The sequence below is a fragment of the Streptomyces sp. NPDC012637 genome (genome assembly GCF_042954805.1).
Lineage (GTDB): Bacteria > Actinomycetota > Actinomycetes > Streptomycetales > Streptomycetaceae > Streptomyces.
In genome coordinates this window covers 139,773-159,826 of the sequence record NZ_JBIBDS010000012.1, presented here as the reverse complement: position 1 = coordinate 159,826, position 20,054 = coordinate 139,773, and the positions used below count along the sequence as shown (strand labels likewise).

16 protein-coding genes are annotated in these 20,054 nt (G+C 73.6%); 7 read left to right on the top strand and 9 right to left on the bottom strand.

What is annotated here, in order from left to right; all coding sequences use genetic code 11:
- Nucleotides 1–246: 246 nt before the first annotated feature.
- Entirely contained in the window at nt 247–420 is a 174-nt protein-coding gene (locus ACFY8W_RS36085; RefSeq protein ID WP_384418033.1) for a hypothetical protein, read from the top strand.
- A gap of 89 nt (nt 421–509) precedes the next feature.
- Here the strand turns inward: ACFY8W_RS36085 and ACFY8W_RS36080 are convergent, their stop codons facing one another.
- Together ACFY8W_RS36080 and ACFY8W_RS36075 are read right to left on the bottom strand one after the other, a co-directional pair.
- Nucleotides 510–1,310, bottom strand: coding sequence for an inositol monophosphatase family protein (locus ACFY8W_RS36080; protein ID WP_391114948.1), 801 nt, complete (start codon nt 1,308–1,310; stop codon nt 510–512).
- A 12-nt stretch (nt 1,311–1,322) separates the two neighbouring features.
- Nucleotides 1,323–2,450 (bottom strand): ferrochelatase, encoded by a 1,128-nt coding sequence (locus ACFY8W_RS36075; protein WP_391114945.1) that lies wholly within the window; start codon nt 2,448–2,450, stop codon nt 1,323–1,325.
- Nucleotides 2,451–2,619: 169 nt separating this feature from the next.
- On the opposite strand from ACFY8W_RS36075, the gene ACFY8W_RS36070 reads away from it, so the two are divergent.
- Both ACFY8W_RS36070 and ACFY8W_RS36065 read left to right on the top strand, forming a co-directional pair.
- Nucleotides 2,620–3,888: an MFS transporter gene (locus ACFY8W_RS36070; protein WP_391114942.1), complete on the top strand. Its 1,269-nt coding sequence runs from the start codon at nt 2,620–2,622 to the stop codon at nt 3,886–3,888.
- The gene (locus ACFY8W_RS36065) at nt 3,821–5,167 is read left to right on the top strand and encodes a D-arabinono-1,4-lactone oxidase (protein ID WP_391114940.1); all 1,347 of its coding nucleotides are present in this window, start codon (nt 3,821–3,823) and stop codon (nt 5,165–5,167) included. The genes ACFY8W_RS36070 and ACFY8W_RS36065 overlap by 68 nt, the downstream gene beginning before the upstream one ends.
- Before the next feature lie 3 nt (nt 5,168–5,170).
- Here the strand turns inward: ACFY8W_RS36065 and ACFY8W_RS36060 are convergent, their stop codons facing one another.
- Nucleotides 5,171–5,899, bottom strand: a complete 729-nt coding sequence (locus ACFY8W_RS36060; RefSeq protein ID WP_391114937.1) for a hypothetical protein — start codon at nt 5,897–5,899, stop codon at nt 5,171–5,173.
- Between the two features lie 452 nt (nt 5,900–6,351).
- On the opposite strand from ACFY8W_RS36060, the gene sepH reads away from it, so the two are divergent.
- The gene (sepH, locus tag ACFY8W_RS36055; RefSeq protein WP_384415101.1) at nt 6,352–7,407 is read left to right on the top strand and encodes a septation protein SepH; all 1,056 of its coding nucleotides are present in this window, start codon (nt 6,352–6,354) and stop codon (nt 7,405–7,407) included.
- An 807-nt stretch (nt 7,408–8,214) separates the two neighbouring features.
- Here the strand turns inward: sepH and ACFY8W_RS36050 are convergent.
- Nucleotides 8,215–9,042 (bottom strand): rhodanese-like domain-containing protein, encoded by an 828-nt coding sequence (locus ACFY8W_RS36050; protein WP_391114934.1) that lies wholly within the window; start codon nt 9,040–9,042, stop codon nt 8,215–8,217.
- Between the two features lie 212 nt (nt 9,043–9,254).
- Between ACFY8W_RS36050 and ACFY8W_RS36045 the strand changes: the two genes are divergently transcribed.
- The gene (locus tag ACFY8W_RS36045; protein ID WP_391114932.1) at nt 9,255–10,034 is read left to right on the top strand and encodes a VOC family protein; all 780 of its coding nucleotides are present in this window, start codon (nt 9,255–9,257) and stop codon (nt 10,032–10,034) included.
- Between the two features lie 287 nt (nt 10,035–10,321).
- On the opposite strand, the gene ACFY8W_RS36040 is transcribed toward ACFY8W_RS36045, so the two are convergent.
- From ACFY8W_RS36040 to ACFY8W_RS36030, 3 genes are read right to left on the bottom strand one after another with little or no spacing between them, the layout of a single operon-like run.
- The gene (locus ACFY8W_RS36040; protein WP_391114930.1) at nt 10,322–11,650 is read right to left on the bottom strand and encodes a polysialyltransferase family glycosyltransferase; all 1,329 of its coding nucleotides are present in this window, start codon (nt 11,648–11,650) and stop codon (nt 10,322–10,324) included.
- 3 nt (nt 11,651–11,653) lie between these two features.
- On the bottom strand, nt 11,654–12,619 hold the full coding sequence (locus ACFY8W_RS36035) for a glycosyltransferase (protein WP_391114927.1): 966 nt from the start codon (nt 12,617–12,619) through the stop codon (nt 11,654–11,656).
- Nucleotides 12,620–12,660: 41 nt separating this feature from the next.
- Nucleotides 12,661–15,555: a YfhO family protein gene (locus ACFY8W_RS36030; protein WP_391114925.1), complete on the bottom strand. Its 2,895-nt coding sequence runs from the start codon at nt 15,553–15,555 to the stop codon at nt 12,661–12,663.
- 355 nt (nt 15,556–15,910) lie between these two features.
- Here ACFY8W_RS36030 and ACFY8W_RS36025 point away from each other — a divergent pair, with 355 nt between their 5' ends.
- The gene (locus ACFY8W_RS36025) at nt 15,911–16,903 is read left to right on the top strand and encodes a DJ-1/PfpI family protein (RefSeq protein ID WP_391114922.1); all 993 of its coding nucleotides are present in this window, start codon (nt 15,911–15,913) and stop codon (nt 16,901–16,903) included.
- 29 nt (nt 16,904–16,932) lie between these two features.
- Here ACFY8W_RS36025 and ACFY8W_RS36020 read toward each other — a convergent pair whose 3' ends face one another.
- Nucleotides 16,933–18,138 carry an MFS transporter gene (locus ACFY8W_RS36020; protein WP_391114919.1) on the bottom strand — a complete coding sequence of 402 codons (1,206 nt, stop codon included), beginning with the start codon at nt 18,136–18,138 and terminating at the stop codon, nt 16,933–16,935.
- A 109-nt stretch (nt 18,139–18,247) separates the two neighbouring features.
- Here ACFY8W_RS36020 and ACFY8W_RS36015 point away from each other — a divergent pair, with 109 nt between their 5' ends.
- Nucleotides 18,248–19,153 (top strand): LysR substrate-binding domain-containing protein, encoded by a 906-nt coding sequence (locus ACFY8W_RS36015; protein ID WP_391114917.1) that lies wholly within the window; start codon nt 18,248–18,250, stop codon nt 19,151–19,153.
- A 133-nt stretch (nt 19,154–19,286) separates the two neighbouring features.
- Here ACFY8W_RS36015 and ACFY8W_RS36010 read toward each other — a convergent pair whose 3' ends face one another.
- Nucleotides 19,287–19,937, bottom strand: coding sequence for a thymidine kinase (locus ACFY8W_RS36010; protein ID WP_384415126.1), 651 nt, complete (start codon nt 19,935–19,937; stop codon nt 19,287–19,289).
- Nucleotides 19,938–20,054 lie beyond the last annotated feature (117 nt).

Genomic DNA, 20,054 nt, shown 5'->3' with positions numbered 1-20,054 from the left:
CGGCGCGGGAGGGCGACGGGCCGGCGCCCGGCCGGACGGCAGCGCGGCGGCGGGAAGAATTCACCTGATTCACGGGCCAGTTGAGGTTTCTGTGAGGAAAGGGCTGGGGAGGACGACTGCACACCCCGCGATCACGCCCTGTAGGTGACACGCCACCTACCGCTCTCTGTCCCCCAGAGGTAGCAGTGTGTGATCCACCCACCCCCGGCACTCCCCGTGCCACCGACCCACACGAGGGGGCGCACGATGGACGCTTTCACCGCAGGACTGCTGCACCGCATCAGGACCACGCAGTCGGACCTCACGCGCGCTCGCGAGGCGGGCGACGACTTCCTCGCGGAGGTCGAGCAGGCCGAGCTCGACGACCTGCACCGCCTGGCGGCCGAACACGGCGTGGAGGTCGGCGCTGCCTGCGCCTGATCCCACGGACGAGGACGGGCCCCGGAGTCACCGACTCCGGGGCCCGTCCTCGTGTGTCCTCGTGCCCGAGGAGGCCTCTCACGGCCCGCTCAGTCGCGCCAGGCCTCCGAGTCCTCCAGGAACTCCTGGAGGGGGCCGAAGAGGCCCGGTGAGGCCGCCAGGGCCAGTTCGCCCGAGGCCGGCTCCCCGGGGCGGCCGCCGGTCAGGGCGCCCGCCTCGCGCGCGACGAGCACACCGGCGGCGAGGTCCCAGGGGTTCAGGCCGCGCTCGTAGTACGCGTCGACGCGGCCGGCGGCGACGTCGCAGAGGTCGATGGCGGCCGAGCCGCCGCGGCGGATGTCACGGACGCGCGGGAGGAGCTCCCGGACGATCTCCGCCTGGCGGGCCCGGCGGGTCTGCAGGTAGCCGAAGCCGGTGGCGACCAGGGCCTGGTCGGGCGTCGGCGAGGGCCGGACGGCGAGCCGGCGGTCGCCGAGCCAGGCGCCGCCGCCGAGGACGGCGTGGAAGGTCTCGCCGCGCAGCGGCACCTCGACGACGCCGACGACGGTCTCCCCGTCCCGCTCGGCGGCGATGGAGACGGCCCAGGTCGGCAGGCCGTAGAGGTAGTTCACGGTGCCGTCCAGCGGGTCGACGACCCAGCGGATCCCGCTGGTGCCGGGGCTGGCGGCGCCCTCCTCGCCCAGGAAGCCGTCGTGCGGCCGGTGCTCGGCGAGGAAGCCCGTGATCAGCTTCTCGGCGGCGATGTCCATCTCGGTGACCACGTCGACGGCGCTGGTCTTGGTCCTGGCCACGGCCAGGTCGTCCGGGCGCCCGTCGCGCAGCAGCGCGCCGGCCCGGCGCCCGGCCTCCAGGGCCAGGTCGAGCAGTTCGGACAGCAGGGTGTCGGTCACGCCGGGGTCTCCTTACGCGTACGGGCTGTCGGCGCCGGCCGCCGCCGGGCGCTCCGCGCGGGCGGGGCAGCAACCGATCGGGCACAGGTCGTGGGAGGGCCCGAGCGTGCCGAGGGCGCAGCGCTCGACGCGCTGCCCGCGCTCGGTCGCGGCACGCTCCAGGACGAGATCGCGCACGGCCGCGGCGAACCGCGGGTCGGCGCCGACGGTCGCGGAGCGCCGCACCGGGAGGCCCAGCTCGGCGGCCTTGGCGGTGGCCTCGGTGTCGAGGTCGTACAGGACCTCCATGTGGTCCGAGACGAAGCCGATGGGGACCATGACGGCGGCCGGGGCCCCGGCGGCGTGCAGCTCCTCCAGGTGGTCGCAGATGTCGGGCTCCAGCCACGGGATGTGCGGGGCGCCGCTGCGGGACTGGTAGACGAGCTGCCAGGGGTGCTCGACGCCGGTCTCCTCGCGGACGGCGTCGACGATCAGCCGGGCCACGTCGAGGTGCTGCTTCACATAGGCGCCGCCCTCTCCGTGGTCGGCCACGGGTCCGGAGCTGTCGGCGGCGGAGTCGGGGATGGAGTGGGTGGTGAAGGCGAGGTGGGCCTTGGCCCGCACGGACTCGTCGAGCTCGGCGAGCGAGGCGAGGACGCCCTCGACCATGGGGCGGACGAATCCGGGGTGGTTGAAGTAGTGCCTGAGCTTGTCGACGCGGGGCAGCGGCAGCCCTTCCGCCTCCAGCTCGGCGAGGGAGTCCGCCAGGTTCTCCCGGTACTGGCGGCAGCCGGAGTAGGAGGCGTACGCGCTGGTGGCGAGGACGGCGATGTGGCGGCGGCCGTCGGTGATCATCTCGCGCAGGGTGTCGGTCAGGTACGGCGCCCAGTTCCGGTTTCCCCAGTAGACCGGCAGGTCGAGGCCGGTCTCGGCGAAGTCCGCGCGCAGGGCGTCGAGCAGGGCGCGGTTCTGGCCGTTGATGGGGCTGACGCCGCCGAAGAGGAAGTAGTGCCGGCCCACTTCCTTCAGCCGTTCCTTGGGGATGCCGCGGCCGCGGGTCACGTTCTCCAGGAACGGGACCACGTCGTCCGGGCCCTCCGGGCCACCGAAGGAGAGCAGCAGCAGGGCGTCGTACGGGGCGGGATCGAGCTCGTCGGACATGGCACCGATCCTCCCATTCGGCGCCGGCGCCCGTGGGCGCGGCCCGACGGAAAAAAGTGAGTGACCGAACCAGTTCAACGCCGTAGGCTTTAGCTATTAATTACACGTGCTTGCGCGGACAGCGCGGATGCGTGCGGTTGGCGTGCCCCGCCCGAGCCCGGAGATCCTCTTGCCCAGTCCCTATCGCGCGATCTTCGCGGCCCCCGGAACCAGGTCCTTCTCGCTCGCCGGGTTCATCGGCCGGATGCCGCTGTCCATGATGGGCATCGGCATCGTGACCATGATCTCGCAGGTCACCGGGCGTTACGGGCTCGCGGGCGCGCTGTCCGCCGCGCTCGCCATGTCCGCCGCCGTGCTCGGCCCTCAGATCTCCCGCCTCGTCGACCGCTACGGCCAGCGGCGGGTGCTGCGCCCGGCGACGCTGTTCTCGCTCGCCGCGGCGGCCGGACTGCTGCTGTGCGTGAAGCTCGACGCCCCGGACTGGACCCTCTTCGTGTTCACGGCCGGCGTCGGCACCGTACCCAGCCTCGGCGCGATGGCCCGGGCCCGCTGGGCGGACATCTACCAGGGCGAGGCGCAGCGGCTGCACACCGCCTACTCGTGGGAGTCGATCGTCGACGAGGTGTGCTTCATCTTCGGGCCGATCCTCTCGATCGGCCTGTCGACCACCTGGTTCCCCGAGGCCGGTCCGCTGCTCGCCGGCGTCTTCCTCGCCATCGGCGTCTTCTGGCTGACCGCACAGCGCGGCACCGAGCCGGCCCCGCACCCGCGCGAGGCGCACTCGGGCGGCTCGGCGCTGCGCTCCCCCGGCCTCCAGGTCCTGGCGCTCGCCTTCGTCGCCACCGGCGCCATCTTCGGCTCGGTGGACGTCGTCACGGTCGCCTTCGCCGAGGAGCAGGGGCACAAGTCGGCGGCGAGTCTGGTCCTGGCGGTCTACGCGCTGGGCTCCGGCCTGGCCGGCGCGGTCTTCGGCCTGCTCCGCGTTCAGGGGCAGCCGTCGGTCCGCTGGCTCGTGGGCGTCTGCGCGATGGCCGTGAGTATGATCCCCCTCCTACTGGCCGGGAACCTGCCGTTGCTGGCCGTGGCGCTCTTTGTCGCGGGTCTGTCCATCGCGCCGACGATGGTGACCACGATGGCCCTCGTCGAAGCGCACGTACCGCGCACCAAGCTGACCGAGGGCATGACCTGGACAGGGACCGGGCTCGCGATCGGTGTGGCGCTCGGCTCCTCGGCCGCCGGCTGGGTGGTCGACGCGTCCGGAGCGGAAGCGGCGTACGTGGTGCCCGTCGTCTCGGGCGCGCTCGCGGTCGCCGTGGCACTCCTGGGCCACCGCCGGCTGCGCACGCCGGCGCCGACGCGGGAGGGGCAGCTTGAGCAGGTCGACGACGCAGCCGCAGCGGTGGGGGAACACCGGGACGGCGAGCAGCACGTGGCGTAACTGGGCCGGGAACGTCACCTCCCGTCCCGTACGGGAGGTGAGCCCCGCCTCGGCCGAGGAGCTCGCCGACGCCGTGCGCCGGGCCGCCGAGGACGGCCTGCGGGTGAAGACCGTCGGCACCGGTCACTCCTTCACCTCGATCGCCGCCACCGACGGCGTGCTCATCCGGCCCGGGCTGCTCACCGGCATCCGCCGGATCGACCGCGAGGCGATGACCGTGACCGTCGAGTCCGGCACCCCGCTGAAGCGGCTCAACGTGGCGCTGGCCCGGGAGGGCCTGTCGCTCACGAACATGGGCGACATCATGGAGCAGACGGTCGCCGGCGCCACCTCCACGGGCACGCACGGTACCGGCCGCGACTCGGCCTCCATCGCCGCGCAGATCCGCGCGCTCGAACTGGTCACCGCAGACGGCCGGCTGATGAGCTGCTCGAAGACCGAGAACCCGGAGGTCTTCGCCGCCGCCCGGATCGGCCTCGGTGCGCTCGGCGTCGTCACCGCCATCACCTTCGCCGTGGAGCCGCTGTTCCTGCTCACCGCGCGCGAGGAGCCGATGTCCTTCGACCGGGTGACCTCGGAGTTCGACGCGCTGCACGCGGAGAACGAGCACTTCGAGTTCTACTGGTTCCCGCACACCGACAACTGCAACACCAAGCGCAACAACCGCAGCGCGGGCCCCGCGGCCCCGGTGGGCAGGGTGAGCGGCTGGGTCGAGGACGAGCTGCTGTCCAACGGGGTCTTCCAGCTGGCCTGTTCGCTGGGCCGGGCCGTACCGCCGGTCATCCCGGCGCTCGCGAAGGTCTCCAGCCGGGCGCTGTCCGCCCGTACGTACACGGACGTCCCGTACAAGGTCTACACGTCGCCGCGCCGGGTCCGCTTCCTGGAGATGGAGTACGCGCTGCCCCGTGAGGCGGCGGTGCCGGCGCTGCGCGAGCTGAAGGCGATGATCGAGCGCTCGCCGCTGAAGGTGAGCTTCCCGGTGGAGGTGCGCACCGCGCCGGCGGACGACATCGCGCTGTCCACGGCCTCGGACCGGGAGTCCGCGTACGTCGCCGTGCACCTCTACAAGGGCACGCCCCACCGGGGGTACTTCACCGCGGTGGAGCGCATCATGACCGGTCACGGCGGGCGTCCACACTGGGGCAAGGTCCACACCCGGGACGCCGCCTATCTCGAGAAGGTCTACCCGCGCTTCGCCGAGTTCACGGCGCTGCGGGACCGGCTCGACCCGGACCGGCGCTTCGCCAACGACTACCTGCGCCGGGTCCTGGGCGACTGACGGTCACTCGGCTCCGTCGCCCGTGGGCGCCTGAGCGGTCGACGGAGCCGTCGGCGGGGTGGCCGGCGGCGTCGTGGGCGGGCCCGTGGGCGGGGTGGAGCCGCCGTCGGTGGGCTCGGTGGACGTCGAGGGCGTCGGATCCGGGGCCGGCGTCTCCGAGCCGGGCGTGCGGTCCGGCGTCGGCGTCGGTGTCCCGCCACCGCCCCGCCCTTCCTCCCGGCCGCTTCCGGAGCTGGGCGCCGGGGACGGCGTCCCGCCCGTGGAGGGCCGCTGCCCGCCCTCGTCACCGCCCTGACCGCGGACGGCGGAGCCGAAGGTCGTGGAGCCCTTGGTGCCGCTGAGGTCCTGACCGGAGGTCAGCTCGTACGCGGTGATGCCGCCCATGGCGACCAGGAAGACCACGGCTGCCGCGACGACGGAGCGCTTCCCGCCACGGACCCGGGTGCCGTGCGTGGTCGGCTCGCCGAACTCCTCGCCGTACGACGGGGAGGCCTGACGCGCCTTCGGCCTGGTGGCCGTGGTGGCCTCGCGCATCTGCTCGCCGGTGCGCTTGAAGAGGTGCTGGAGGAGCGGGCCGCCGCAGGTGGCGATGACACTGATCACACCGGCGCCGAGGATGGTGCCGTAGACACCGAGCGTGGAGGCGAGCTTGGCGGCGAGGACGGCCGCGAGCGCGCTGCCCGCGACCTGAGGAAGGCTCAGGTCGAACCGTTTCTTCTTCTCTTCCGGCATGTCCGTCCCAGCTTGTTCATCTGTTCCACCGTGCACCCAGAAGGGACAAATGGGCGAAGGGATTAGTTCCGTTTCCGGTGGTTCTGTGAAGAGGGACACGCAGGCGGAGGCATCGCGGAGACTCAACTCCCGAACCGCCCGAGAAGTTGGGCGGCGCGCCGGTCCACCCAGGTGGCCCGAATGGAGTACTGTGGCGAGCCCTGGGTCCGGATTCCCTCACGGGTGTCCGGAATCGACGGAAGGGGGCCGAAGGTGGCACTCGAACCGGCGGCGCCGCGGCACCGCACGGAGCCCGCGACACAGCGTGACGGCCAGTCACTCTGCGTCGCAATCAGGTAACCGTGCCATAACGGCGTTCCAGGGTCCATGCCCGACACGCCGGGCAACTCGGCAGGGTTGTGGCAGGCTGCACCCGGGCAGGCCACACTCGACTAGCGGAAGCAGCGACGCACGTGACGTCGGCAGGCACCACCCGGGAGGTTCCCATGCCCGAACTGCGTGTCGTGGCCGTCTCGAACGACGGCACACGACTGGTGCTGAAGGCTGCTGACAACACGGAGTACACACTTCCGATCGACGAGCGGCTGAGGGCCGCCGTCCGCAACGACCGTGCCCGGCTCGGCCAGATCGAGATCGAGGTGGAGAGCCACCTCCGCCCCCGCGACATCCAGGCACGGATACGTGCCGGTGCCTCCGCTGAGGAGGTCGCGCAGCTCGCCGGCATCCCCGTCGACCGGGTACGGCGCTTCGAGGGCCCCGTCCTCGCGGAGCGCGCGTTCATGGCGGAGCGCGCCCGCAAGACCCCCGTGCGCCGGCCGGGCGAGAACACCGGCCCCCAGCTCGGCGAGGCGGTGCAGGAGCGGCTGCTGCTGCGCGGCGCCGAGAAGGACACCGTGCAGTGGGACTCGTGGCGCCGCGACGACGGCACCTGGGAGGTGCTGCTCGTCTACCGGGTCGCCGGTGAGGTGCACACCGCGAGCTGGACGTACGACCCGCCCCGGCGGCTCGTCCAGGCCGTCGACGACGAGGCGCGGGCACTGATCGGCGAGACCGACGACACGCTCGCCGCGGTGCCGGAGCCGAGCTTCCCCTTCGTCCCGCGGATCGCCCGGCTGCCCCGGGACCGGCCGCTGGACCGCGCGCTCGACCGCCAGATCGAGCGGACGCCCGCGCCGGCCCCCGAGCCGGAGGAGGAGCGCGACTCGCTGACCAGCCTCCTTGAGGCCGTGCCGAGCTTCCGCGGCGACATGGTGGTGCCCGAGCCGTCCGACACGGAGCCCTCCGACGAGGTCGAGGCGGAGGAGCCGCCCGCACCGGCCGCCTCTGCAGGCGCCGGTTCCGCCTACGCGGACGTCCTGATGCCCCGCGCGGTCTCGGGCCACCGCGACCGCCTCATCGGCACGACGGACCGCCAGGCCGAGGCGGACGGCGTCCGGCCGGGCCGCCGGGCGGCGGTCCCGAGCTGGGACGAGATCGTCTTCGGCACCCGCCGCAAGAAGCAGGACTGACGGCCTCGGGGGGGCGAGGGGCCCGAACCCCTTCGGCCCCGCGCCCCGGCGATGCGCCTGCGCCTCCCCGGCCCGCGCGCGTCCAGGCATCCGACGGCTGCGCCCGCCCACGCCCGGGCATGCGCCCGGGGTGGCCGACTCCCGTCCGGGCATGCGGCCGGCAGGACGCCCAAGTGCCGGTCCCAGGCCCGGCGCGACCCCGGCGACGGCGCCCACCTGAAGGAAGGCCCCCCCCCGCGCACGGGCCTTGCCTCCGTCAGTCCTCGCGTGGGCATCCGCCCCCGAGAGCAGCGCCCACGAGCCCGGGCCTTCGCGCGCCGCGTGAGCACTCGCCACGCAGGCGGCACACCCAGCCGGGCCATCGCCCGCCGCGTAGAGCCCCTCCCCCAGCGCGGCACCCACCCGCCCGGACCTTCGCCCGCCGCGTGAGCACTCGCCCGCAGGGCGGCACCACCGTCCGGACCTCCGCCCTCCGTGTGGGCAATCGTCCCGCGGGGCGGGACGGGTGGGCGCACGGGACGGCGCCCTTAGCGGCGCCTCCGCTCCCCGCACCTGCCCGCACCACCACGCCGCGCCCACGGGCGACCGTTCAGGCGCGGGAGCCCGGGCCCGGCAAGGGGCACCGTGCATTCCTCCCATCCCCCCTGCAGGTCGAGCCTTACAGGAGGGCGAGACTCGTCCCGCGAGCGCAGGACCGACCTGGGCCCGAGCTCTTTCCAGGGTCTGCTGTCGGCGTGCGGCGTCAAGGCAACTGCATCGGCCGCCGCGGGCCCGGGCAGGAGCAGGCTTCCCGGGCCCGGCGTGCGGCTACTGCGGGTCCGGGCCCGTGGCCACCGGGCGGGTCGGGTCCGAGGACCACTCGGACCAGGAGCCGGCGTAGAGGGCCGCGGGGACGCCGGCCAGGGCGAGGGCGAGGACCTCGTGGGCGCCCGAGACGCCCGAGCCGCAGTAGACGGCCACGTCCGTATCCGGCGTCGCGCCCAGCGCCGTGAAGCGGTCCGCCAGCGCCTCGGGCGCGAGGAAGCGGCCGTCAGGGCCCACGTTCTCCGTCGTCGGGGCGGACACCGCACCCGGGATGTGGCCCCCGACCCGGTCGATGGGCTCCACCTCCCCGCGGTACCGCTCGCCGGCGCGCGCGTCGAGCAGCAGACCGGAGCGGGCCAGCGACGCCGCCCCGTCCGCGTCGAGCAGCCCGAGCGCGCCCGGCCGCGGCTCGAAGTCGCCCGGCGCGGGTGCCGGCACGTCCTTGGACAGCTCGCCGGTCCACGCGGCGAGACCACCGTCCAGGACCCGGACGTCCGGGTGTCCCGCCCAGCGCAGCAGCCACCACGCGCGCGCCGCGCCCCAGCCGAGACCGCCGTCGTAGACGACGACCGGTGTGTCCGCCGAGACGCCCGCACGGCGCATCGCGGCGCCGAACGCCGCAACGTCGGGCAGCGGGTGCCGTCCGCCGGAACCGGGCGGGCCGGCGAGCTCGGCGTCCAGGTCCACGTACACGGCGCCGGGGATGTGCCCGGCCTCGTACTCCGGCCTTCCGGGCGGGCCGCCGAGGGCCCAGCGGACGTCCAGGAGGACCGGCGGCCTCGCCCCGGCCGATTCGCTCACGAGTTCGCTTGCGGAGATGATGGGCTTCATGGGTGCCATCCTCGCGCAGCCGGTCCCCTGAGAACGGCACCCGCCAGGAATCGTCCGGCGCGCGCGGCACGCCCCACGGTGCAACCATCGGGAGGGGGACGTACTCCGGCGCATGTGTACGGCGGGCGCAGCGCGGGCAGTACCCGGCCGGAAGCCCTCGTACGGCCAAGCCGTCCCCTCGCGTACGGCCACTGGCGAGAAAAGAGTGACGGATGACCGAGGCGACTCGGCGTACACCCGGCACACCCTGTTGGGTGAGCCTGATGGTGCATGGACTTGACGCGACGTGCGAGTTCTACGCGGCGCTTTTCGGCTGGGACTTCGTGCCGGGGCCGCAGCAGCTGGGCCCGTACGTGCGCGCGCTCCTCGACGGGCGGGAGGTGGCCGGGATCGGCCAGCTGCCCCCGGACCGGCATCTGCCGATCGCCTGGACGACGTATCTCGCCACCGACGACGCCGACGAGGCCGCGGAGACCATCCGCTGCTGCGGCGGCACGGTCGCGGTCGGCCCGCTCGACGCGGGCGAGGCCGGACGCATGGTGATCTGCTCGGACCCGGCGGGCGCGGTCTTCGGCGTGTGGCAGGCCGACGCCCACCACGGCACGGCGGCGGCCGGACCGGCCGGCACACCGGTCTGGAACGAGCTGCTGACGTACGAGACCGCCTCGGTGGGCAAGTTCTACCGAACGATCTTCGACTACGAGATCGAACCGGTCGTCTCGGCCGACTTCGACTACCTCACCCTCCATCTCGACGGCCGCCCGGTCGCCTCGCTGCACGGCGTGGGCACGGCGCTGCCCCGGGACCGGGGGGCGCACTGGATGACGTACTTCGAGGTGGACGACGTGGACGCCTCCGCCCGGCTGGTCAGCGAGCTGGGCGGCCAGGTCCTGCGGCCGCCCCGCGAGGGCACGGCGGGCCGGCTCGCCCTGGTCACGGATCCGGAGGGCGCGGTCTTCACACTCGTACGGTCGGCCGAACGCTCGTCCTGAGCGACCCGCGGAGCCGGGATCCGGGGAGCCGGGGTCCGGGGCCGAGGATCCGGGGGCTGCGGATCCGGGGATCCGGGCGTCCGGGGATTCGCAGATCCGTTGGGTCAGCGGACCAGCGGTCCGGCGGTGTCCGGCAGTCCGGTGGTCCGGCGGTGTCCGGCAGTCCGGTGGTCCGGCGGTGTCCGGCAATCCGGTGGTCCGGGCCATGGAGAGTCGTAGCCCCACCGGCCTCGGACTGCCCCCGGAGTCGGACGGGCGGTCTCTGGTCCAGCAGGCGCTCGCGACCGTTACGCGCGCGTGAGCGCCCTCAGCTCCAGCTCGGCCAGGCGCTCCGCCGGGAAGTGGAGGTCCAGGCCCGGCTCTCCGGCGTGCTCCGCGACGTACCCGGCCGCCTCCTCGCGCATGCCCGGGTGGGCGGTGGGCCGCATGCAGTAGCCGACCGCGCGGACCAGCGGGGCGAGGCCTTCCGGCGCGGCGCCGGGGACGGTGGGCGCGGTGTCGCCCTCCAGGTCCGGCACCACGTGGCCGACGACCGTGAGCGGGACCCGGTTGCTGTTCTCGTACGGCGTGAGGCGGCCGAGGACCATGTCCGTGCCGACCCGTGCGACCGGGACGCCGTAGTAGACGGCGGCCGTCAGCATGGCCGTGGAGAAGCAGCCCACGACGAGCTCGGGCCGGCAGCGCTCGTAGAAGGTCTCGGCGAGCAGCGGGCCGTCCAGGACGGTGAGGGTGACGCCGGTGCGGGCGGCCTCCTCGTGCAGCGCGGTGGAGTAGCTCGCCGGGGCCGTCGGATGCGGCTTGAAGACGACGGAGCGGTGGCCCGCCGCGGCGGCGCCGCGCAGCATCCGCACGTGCAGCTCCTCTTCCTCCTCGCCGGTGAGGATGCCGAGGACGGCGAGGTACTGGCCGAGCAGCAGCGCCGTCGGCGCGGCGGCGGCCGCCGCGGTGAGCGCGGCGTCCTCCGCGCTGTCGCGGGAGGCCTCGGCGATCTCCCGCAGCACCGACCGGAAGGCGTCGTCGTCGACGAGCTCGGCACCGACGCCGTACTCGGTGAGGAGCAGCGGGCGCAGGCCCGGCACCAGGTCGAGGTGGAGGACCCGGCGGATGCGGCAGGCGACGGACTGGGGCAGCTCGTCGCGGGTGGGCCCGTAGCTCATCAGGCCGTCCGCGTAGACGTGGACGGGGCTCTCGGCGAACACGGCGGCGAGCGCCTTGGCCGGGTGGACCTGGATGGACTCGACGACCAGTTCGACGGGCGCGGTGCCGAGGTCCCAGGCGGTGCGGAGGACCCGCTGCCAGAGCGGGGCCTCCTCGGGGCGCGGGGCCCAGGAGCTGGGGTGGTGCGGGTGGACGGCCTCGTTCCAGTCGACGACCTGGTCGAAGCGGGCGGCGATCCGCTCGTACCCGGTCATCGTCTCCAGACGGACGGCGGTCTCGGGGATCTCGGCGTTGTTCGAGACGAGCAGCACGCGCCGGGCCGTGCCCGGGGCGTCGAACTGCCCGGCGTCGATCGCGGCGGCCGCGGTCGCGGCCCCGTACAGCGTCGACACCTGGAAGATCTGGACCCGGTCCGTGGCGGGCCGGGGGCTCGGCGTGACACCCGTGGTCGTCGGCATGGTTCAGGCGGCCTTTCCGGTGTCGCGCAGGCTGCGGAGGAGAGTGCTGCGGGGGGCGTCCATGGTCGCGAGGGTCTCGGCGAGCACCTGCTGCGGCATCCGGCGCAGGGCATCGGTGACGTCGCGTCGGAGCCGCTTGGTGACGGCCGGCTCGTACTGGTCGGCCTTCGCCATGTGGAAGGCGATCATCGCGCAGTAGGTGCGGACGGCCTTCGGCAGGAAGCGGTCGGCGTCGCGGTCCCGGGACACCTCGTCGAGCAGCAGGTCGTAGGAGGGGATGAAGTCCAGCTGCCGGTTGTCGGTGATCTGGGTCAGCGAGGTGGTGACGCCCCGCCGGTAGAAGACGCCGTGCAGCGAGAGCGCCGCGTAGCTGGTGGCGTTGAGGTGGAGCCGCCAGATCCAGAGCCGGTCCTCGGCGGTGCGCAGCTTGGTCTCGAAGCGCGAGGCGCCGTTCTCGAAGAGCCGGGCGCTGTAGACGCCGAACGGCACGAACGGGTAGTCGACCATCGTCACCATGCTGGACGGGGCGATGCCGTCCCTGGGGTCCATGACGGCGTCGCGCACCTTGGCCGGCGCGTAACGGATCTGCCGGTTGCGGGCGGTGGACAGGACGTGGTCGGTGCGCGCGAAGTCGCAGCCCAGGCGGTGGATGCCGGCCACCATGGCGCTGAGGTGTCCGGGGACGTACCAGTCGTCGCCGTCGAGGAAGGTGATGTAGTCGCCGGTTGCCGCGTCGATTCCGGTGTTGCGCGCCTGGGCGACGCCGAGGTTGGTCTCGTGACGGATCACGGTCGCCTGCGGGATACGGCTCTTCCAGCGGTCGAGGAGGTCCGGCGTCTCGTCGGTCGAGTGGTCGTCGATCAGCAGGAACTCGGTGTCGTCGTCCGCGTTGTCGGCGAGACTGCGCAGGGTGTCGGGGGCGTAGGGACCGACATTGTGGAAGGGCACGACGACGGACAGTTTCGGCACTCGGAGATCACCAACTCGCTTATCGGTACTGGTCGGGCAGGCTAGGCGGAGGTCTTCTCCGTTGAACGAGCCGTGTGTGCACGGACGGTGAACTCTTGCCGTCCGACGGGTTCGCGGTCGCGACGGCGGCGGTGGAGCAGCGCGGTCACGAGCAGCGCGAGGAGCGCCGCCGCGCCGACCGCACCACCGAGCCGCAGGCCGGGCGGCCGGAAGGAGCAGGTCACGGAGGTGGCCCTGCCGTCCAAGGGGACGGCGAGCAGGCCGAGGCGGCTGTGCGCGGGCGCGGGGGGCGCGTCCCCGGCCGCGCAGCGCCAGCCGGAGATCCGGGGCACGGCGAGGACGGCGGTGCCGGCGCTGCCCGCGGGGAGCTCGGCGGTGATCGTGTGGCCGGTGGTACGGACGGAGGTCGCGCCGCCTGCGGTCAGGTCCCGTACGGCGGAGTCGAGCCGGTGCCGCTCCAGGCAGCCGACGGGCCGAGCGGGCAACTCGGGCCGGGGCACCGCCCCGGTCTCGGTCTCGCCCTTGCCTTTGTCCTTGCCCTTGTCTTTGTCCATGCCCTTGTCGCCCTTGCCTTGGGGCCTGGCTTTGGCCCCGGCCTTGGGGTGGAGGGTGATGCGTACGGTGCCGGAGGCAGGGACGGTGCCGAGGCGCTGCACGGGCGCGAGGACCGAGGGCGGCTTCCCGGCGTACGCGACGGCCTGAGCGGCCTGGCCGTCCGCGAGGGTCGCCGAGCCCTGGTACTCGGGCGCCCAGAACCAGACCTCGGAGCCGGCCGGGCAGCTCGCGGTGAGGGTCGTCGCGGTGCCGTCTGGCGCGGCCGTACGGACCGGGGCGGCGGGGACCTCGTACACCTGGTGGCCGAGCATCCGCTCCTGACGGCTGAAGGCGGATTCGGGTGCGGCGTGCGGTGCCGCCGGTGTGCGCGGGTGGACGGTGACGAGCGGCGGTACGGGCGTGTCGGTGACGGTGATCGCGGCCTCGGGGAGCCGGTCGAGCGCGAGCGGGCCCTCGGGTGTGGAACGCATCCGGGTGCCGATGGAGAAGATCACGTCGGTGACCGGGTTGTCGAGGCTGACCGGGTGGCGGCCCTTGGCGTAGTAGCCGAAGCCGAGTCCGGCGAGCGTACGGGAGTACGTCTCGGAGGTGAGGCTGCTGTAGTAGTCGGCGCCCTGCCCGCCGACCAGGAGGACGTCGTTGCCGCCCGGCACCTCGCCGGGGTCGGTGCGGTGGCGCGGCCAGGCGTCCTTCTCGGCGACGGCGGCGGCCATGTCGGTGTGCCAGGGGCCGATCCGGGGCGCCCAGGAGACCTTGGCGAGCTGCTGCTCCTCGATGCGCTTGCCGGTGACCAGAGTCTCGCCGGCCTGGGCGGTGAGCAGCAGGCCGACGGCGAGGACGGGCAGCAGCCGGCCGGCGGGCCGCGCGGCCGACGGTCGGCCGTTCGCTCGGTGGCCGTCCGCTCCCGGGCCGTTCGCTCCGGGCCCGTTCGCCCCGAGGCCGGCGGCCAGGGCGACCACGGCGGCGAGCACCGCCAGGACGGCGGCTCCGGCGACGGCAGGGTAGGTCCAGCGGTCGATGTCGACGCTGTCGTTCGCGGCCCGCGCGATGAAGGCGAGCAGTCCGGCGCCGCCGAGGAGCGCGGCGGGCCTCGGCAGGCCGCGGGCCACGGACAGCCAGGCCGCCATGAGCAGCAGTCCGCACAGGACGAAGGTCTGGCGGTACGGGATGCCGTTGGGCGAGGCGCCCGCGTGCCAGAGCAGATGGGTCGGCTCCCACTGGAGGGAGAGCGTGACCAGCACGATCGCCGTGACCCAGCCGGTGCGGACGCGGGCGGCGACGGCCGTGTTGAAGGGCAGGGTCAGGGCGAGCGCCAGGGCGGGCGTGCCGATGAAGAGGGCGGGCGTGGCGACGCTCGCCGTGGCCGGCAGGAAGCGGGCGAGGACGTCGGTCCAGGCAGCCGGGACGAAGGGTGTGGGCGGGGTCGGGTCGGCGGTCCTGGTGCCGAAGAAGATCACGACGACGAGCGGGGCGGCGAGCCCGATGCCGATGGCGACGGTGCGGGCGGCTCGCAGCAGCGCGCGGAGCCGCGGGCGGGAGGGGCGACGCCCGTTCGCTCCGGCGCGGGCGTCCGCCCCCGTGCCGGAGCCGGAGCTGACGCCCGTGCCGGTGCCCGTACCCGGGCCGATGCCCCCGACGGCGCCGGTGCCGCTGTTGGTGCCGGTGCCGCTGTTGGTGCCGGTCCTGGTGCCGGTGTCGTCGGTGGTGATCAGCCGCACCACGAGGACGACCGCGGCACCGATGGTGGCCATGTACGCGGTGTAGAAGTTGGCGAACCACGCGACGGCCACGACCAGCGGCCCGAGGACCGGACGGCGTCCCTTGCGGGCCCACTCCCCCACCAGGCAGAGCAGCGGGAAGGCCACCAGCCCGTCGAGCCACATCGGCACGCCGGCACCGTAGTTGAAGGTCCAGCCCGACAGCGCGTACGCACTGCCGAGGATCGCGGCGACCGGCCAGGGCCCGCGCCGCAGGGTGAGGAGCAGGGCCGCCATCGCCGCGCCCGCGGTGGCGATCTTGAGCGCGGTGATGACGTAGAGGGCGAGTTCGGGGCGGTCGGCCGGGAAGAGGACCACGAGCAGGTCGAACGGACTGCTCAGGTAGGTGCCGAAGTCTCCGAGGAAGTTCGCGCCGAAGCCCGAGGACCAGTTGAGGAAGAGATCGCCGTCGGTCCCGCCGAGGAGCAGCTTCCGCCAGTAGGCGTGGTACGGCAGGTACTGCTGGCCCAGGTCGACGATGTTGCGGGTCCGGGGGCCGAGCGGATGGCTCCCGGCGAGCCGGCCGGCCAGGCAGAACAGCAGGCCGGTGAGCACGGCCGCACCGGCCGCCGCCCGCAGCCGAGGCCGGGACGGTCGGGACTCGGTCTCGGCTGCGGGTGGCACACGTCCTCCAGTGGCGGTTCGACCCGGCTCGCGGACCGGCCGACCGGCGGGTTCGGTTCGGCGCGGCTCGCGGCCCTGGCCTGCGGTCCGATCGTCGTAGAGACGCATTACCTCGGAACCGTGCGACCTTCGGCCGATCGGAAGGAGGTCCCTGGGCGCACCTCAGGTGAACAGCCGGTGCCCCGGCCCGTACGGCCATCCGCTGCCTGCCCGTACAACCGTCCGACGCCCCGCCCGTACGACGATCCGACGCCCGGCCCGTACGATGCAGCCCGTACGACCGGCCCGTAGATCCGACCCGTACGACCGGCCCGTGTACGTCCGGCCGTACGACCGGCCCGTACGATGCGGGGTCATGAGCACCGTCGGCCGACTCGTCGTCATCGTCCTCTTCGAGGGCGTCGATCTGCTCGACGTCACCGGGCCGCCTGAGGTGTTCGCCCTGCTGCGCCGCGAGATCGACGACCCGACGGGCTACGAGGTCGTCCTCGCCGCGGCGTCGAAGGAACCGGTCACCACCTCGGCCGGTGTCCGTGTCCTCCCCGACATCACCTTCGAGGAGGCGGCGGCGCGGAGGATCGACACCCTCATGGTCCCCGGCTCGGTCGAGACGGACGCCGAGCGTCGGGTGCGGGCGCTCGTCGACCCCGAGGTGGTCACCTGGGTGAAGACCCTGGCCGCGCGGACCCGCCGGGTCACCTCCGTCTGCGTCGGCGCGCACATCCTGGCCGCTGCCGGCCTGCTCGACGGCAAGCGGGCCACCACGCACTGGTCGACGGCGGGACAGCTGGCCGCCGACCACCCGGCGGTGGAGGTGGACGCCGATCCGATCTTCATCCGCGACGGCGACGTGTGGACGGGCGCCGGGATCAGCTCCTGTCTCGACCTGTCGCTCGCGCTCGTCGCCGACGACTTCGGTGAGACCACGGCGCTGCGGGTGGCCCGGCAGCTGGTGATGTACCTGAAGCGGCCCAGCGGCCAGAGCCAGTTCAGCGTGCCGCTGGAGCCGGTCTCCACCACCCGGCGGGTGGAGGACCTGCGCCACCACGTCACGCGCCATCTGGACGCCCGGCTGACGCTCGCGGACCTGGCCGAGGTCGCCCACGTCAGCGAGCGTCAGCTGACCCGCATCTTCAAGTCGGAGCTCGGTACGACGCCGAGCGCGTACGTGGAGTCGGCGCGCGTCGAACGGGCCCGCATCCTGCTGGAGTCGACGGACGCGACCCTCGAACGCATCACCACCACCTGCGGGTTCGGCACGACGGACACGCTCATCCGGGCGTTCCGGCGCAGGCTCGACACGACGCCGATGGAGTACCGGCGCCGGTTCCGGGCCGTACCCGGCTGACGGACCACCTCCAGGGCGGGCCCCTCGGGTCAGCAAGGGCCGCTCACCGGGGCGCGGCCCAGGGCCGTCACCGCCAGGGCGCCGACGGCGAGCGCCGCGCCCAGGTACATGACGGCCTCGATGCCCGAGCCGTCCGCGGCGAGGCCGCCGACGAGCGCCCCCAGCGCGATCGAGCCGTTGAACACACCGACGAAGAGCGCGGACGCAGCCTCGCGTGCCTCGGGGGCCGCTGCGAGCAGCCAGGTCTGGGCCGACACCGAGACGCCTCCGTACGCCAGGCCCCAGACCGCGAGCAGCACCGTCGCCGTGACCAGCGAACCGCCGGTCAGCGGCATCAGGCCGACCGTCGTGGCGAGGACCAGGCTGATCACCAGGAGCACTCCGCGCGGGGAGCGCGAAGCACCCGTGCCCGAGGCGAAGTTGCCGAGCACGCCCGCGACTCCGTACACGAGCAGCAGCGTGCCGATCGCGGACGCACTCGCCCCGGAGATCTCCTCGAGGGCGAGCCGTACGTACGTGTAGGCGGCGAAGTGCCCGGTGACCAGGAGCACCACCACGCCGAGCCCGGTGGCCACCCGCGGATCGCCGACGAGCCGCATCACGCCGCCGAGCCGGATCTCCTGCTCGGCGGGCAGCTTCGGCAGCAGCACCGCCAGGGCCACCAGCACCACCAGCCCGAGTCCGGCGACGGTGACGAACGCCGTGCGCCAGTCGGCGAGTTCACCGATGTACGTGCCGGCCGGGACGCCGAGCACCGAGGCCACCGCGATGCCGCTGAAGACCAGCGAGGTGGCGGCGCCCACGGACCTCTTCGGGACCAGTCGTACCGCGAGACCGGCCGCGACGGCCCACACTCCGCCCATGCCGATGCCGACCAGGATCCTGGCCACCACCATGACCGCGAAGTGCGGGGACCAGGCGGCGAGCAGGTTGCCGGCGATCAGCACCGCCATCAGGCCGCACAGCACCGGTCGGCGGTCGAAGCGGCCGAGGGCCGGGGTGAGCAGCGGCGCGGACACCGCTCCCACGAGACCCGTGACGGTCAGGGTCAGACCGGCCGTGCCCTCCGTCACCCGCAGAGCGCCGCCGATGGGCGTGAGCAGACCCACCGGCAGCATCTCGGCCGTGACCACGGTGAACGTCGCGCCTGCGACCGCGACCACGGCGGGCCAGCCCCCGCTCCGGGGACGCGGAACGTCCGGGGCCGCGCCTGCGATTTCCTGTGTCTGTGCCATGAGTTCAGCCAACCCGCCGCGACCTGCGGGAACAACGGCCGATCTCTCATGCTTCGATGAGCTGGGCTCATCGATCAGGGTGCGTGGCACGCGACAGGAGGGGGACGGCATGAGCCGTCTGGAGATCCGCGAGCTGGAGGCCTTCCTCGTGCTCGCGGAGGAACTGCACTTCGGCCGGGCGGGCGAGCGGCTGTACGTGTCGCAGAGCCGGATCAGCCAGCTGCTCCGGTCGCTGGAGGGCCGGATCGGGGCCCCGTTGGTGGAGCGGACGAGCCGTCGGGTGGCCCTGACCCCGCTGGGCGAGTCCTTCCTGTCGTCGTTGCGTCCGGCGTACGAGTCGCTGCGGGCGACGGTCGACGAGGCCAGGGCGGCCGCGCGGGGGCTCGACGGGGTGCTGCGGATCGGGTTCCAGGGGACGGTGGACGACGGCCTGGCCCGGGCCATCGAGCTGTTCGGGGCCCGCTATCCGAGGTGCGCGCTCGAGGTGGCGGAGATCGCTCTGTCCGATCCGTTCGGGCCGGTGCGCCGCGGAGAGGTGGACTGCGCGGTGGTGCTGCTGCCGGTTGCGGAGGACGACCTGGTGCTCGGGCCGGTGTTCTCCCGGCAGCCGCAGACGCTCGCGCTCCCGGCCCGGCACCCCCTCGCGGGGCGGGAGTCGGTCTCGGCGGAGGAGCTGGCGGGGTGCCGGCTGATCGGCATGGACGGCTCCGCGCCCGAGTACTGGCGCCTGGCACAGGCCCCTCGCGAGACGCCCGCGGGCCTGCCGGTCCCTGCCGGGCCCCTGGTCAACACCCTGCAGGAGGGCCTCTCGCTCACCGCGGCGGACCGGGGAGCGATGCTGCTCTGCCGCTCGACGGCCGCGTACCACAGCCAGCGCGGCTCCCTCGCGTTCGTCCCGGTCGAGGGCCTTCCGGACTCGCTGCTCGGCCTGGTCCTCCGCCGCGGGAACGGCACCCCCCAGGCCCAGGCCTTCGCGCGGGCGGTGGGAGAGACCCTGACCCAGGAGACCACGTGAACAAGCCCCAGGAGGCGAGCGAGAACCCTCAGCACGACGCCCGAGGCGCGACCGAGGCCGACCGGGGCGACCGGGGCGACCGGGGCGACCGGGGCGACCGGGGCGACCGGGGCGACCGGGGCGACCGAGGACCCTACGACGCGTCAGGAACCGGCAGTACGTCCGGGGAGAGCGCCGCGGCGCGGGCGGTGGCGGCGGTCATGCGGCGCCGGTGGTGGCGCCGGCACAGCACCTCGTAACCGACTTCGTCGCCCGCGTTGACGTCGCCGACCACGACCTGCGCGCCTTCGACGACCATCTCGCCGCCCACGGTGCGCGCGTTGTGCGTGGCGCGGGCGCCGCACCAGCACAGGGCCTCCACCTGGAGCACCTCGACCCGGTCGGCGAGCTCGACCAGCCGCTGCGAGCCGGGGAACAGCTTCGAGCGGAAGTCGGTGGTGATGCCGAAGGCGAAGACGTCGAGTTCGAGGTCGTCGACGACACGGGCGAGCTGGTCGATCTGCTCGGGTGCGAGGAACTGCGCCTCGTCCGCGATGACGTAGTCGCAGCGGCCGCCCTTGGACAGATGGGCGACGAGGTACGCGTAGAAGTCGAAGCCCTCGGCGGCCTCGACGGCGTCGGTGACGAGGCCGAGCCGGGAGGAGAGCTTGCCCTCGCCCGCGCGGTCGTCCCGCGTGAAGATCATGCCCTGGAGGCCGCGGGCGGAGCGGTTGTGTTCGATCTGAAGAGCGAGGGTGCTCTTTCCGCAGTCCATCGTTCCGGAGAAGAACACCAGCTCGGGCATGGGAGGTCGGAGACCTTTCGGGATCGGAGACGGAGGGCGGATACGGAGGGCGGAGGAAGGGGGGCTGGAGGCGTGGGGCGGGGATCCGGGCGGGTCCTGTCCGGTCCGGGTCGATCC

Bases quoted from the DNA above. Each gene is read 5' to 3' on its own strand.
- ACFY8W_RS36025 (WP_391114922.1), top strand. From the start codon at position 15,911: ATGAGCACCGTCGGCCGACTCGTCGTCATCGTCCTCTTCGAGGGCGTC.
- ACFY8W_RS36010 (WP_384415126.1), bottom strand. From the start codon at position 19,937: ATGCCCGAGCTGGTGTTCTTCTCCGGAACGATGGACTGCGGAAAGAGC.
- ACFY8W_RS36020 (WP_391114919.1), bottom strand. From the start codon at position 18,138: ATGGCACAGACACAGGAAATCGCAGGCGCGGCCCCGGACGTTCCGCGT.
- ACFY8W_RS36045 (WP_391114932.1), top strand. From the start codon at position 9,255: ATGACCGAGGCGACTCGGCGTACACCCGGCACACCCTGTTGGGTGAGC.
- ACFY8W_RS36050 (WP_391114934.1), bottom strand. From the start codon at position 9,042: ATGAAGCCCATCATCTCCGCAAGCGAACTCGTGAGCGAATCGGCCGGG.
- ACFY8W_RS36060 (WP_391114937.1), bottom strand. From the start codon at position 5,899: ATGCCGGAAGAGAAGAAGAAACGGTTCGACCTGAGCCTTCCTCAGGTC.
- ACFY8W_RS36085 (WP_384418033.1), top strand. From the start codon at position 247: ATGGACGCTTTCACCGCAGGACTGCTGCACCGCATCAGGACCACGCAG.
- ACFY8W_RS36015 (WP_391114917.1), top strand. From the start codon at position 18,248: ATGAGCCGTCTGGAGATCCGCGAGCTGGAGGCCTTCCTCGTGCTCGCG.
- ACFY8W_RS36075 (WP_391114945.1), bottom strand. From the start codon at position 2,450: ATGTCCGACGAGCTCGATCCCGCCCCGTACGACGCCCTGCTGCTGCTC.
- ACFY8W_RS36040 (WP_391114930.1), bottom strand. From the start codon at position 11,650: ATGCCGACGACCACGGGTGTCACGCCGAGCCCCCGGCCCGCCACGGAC.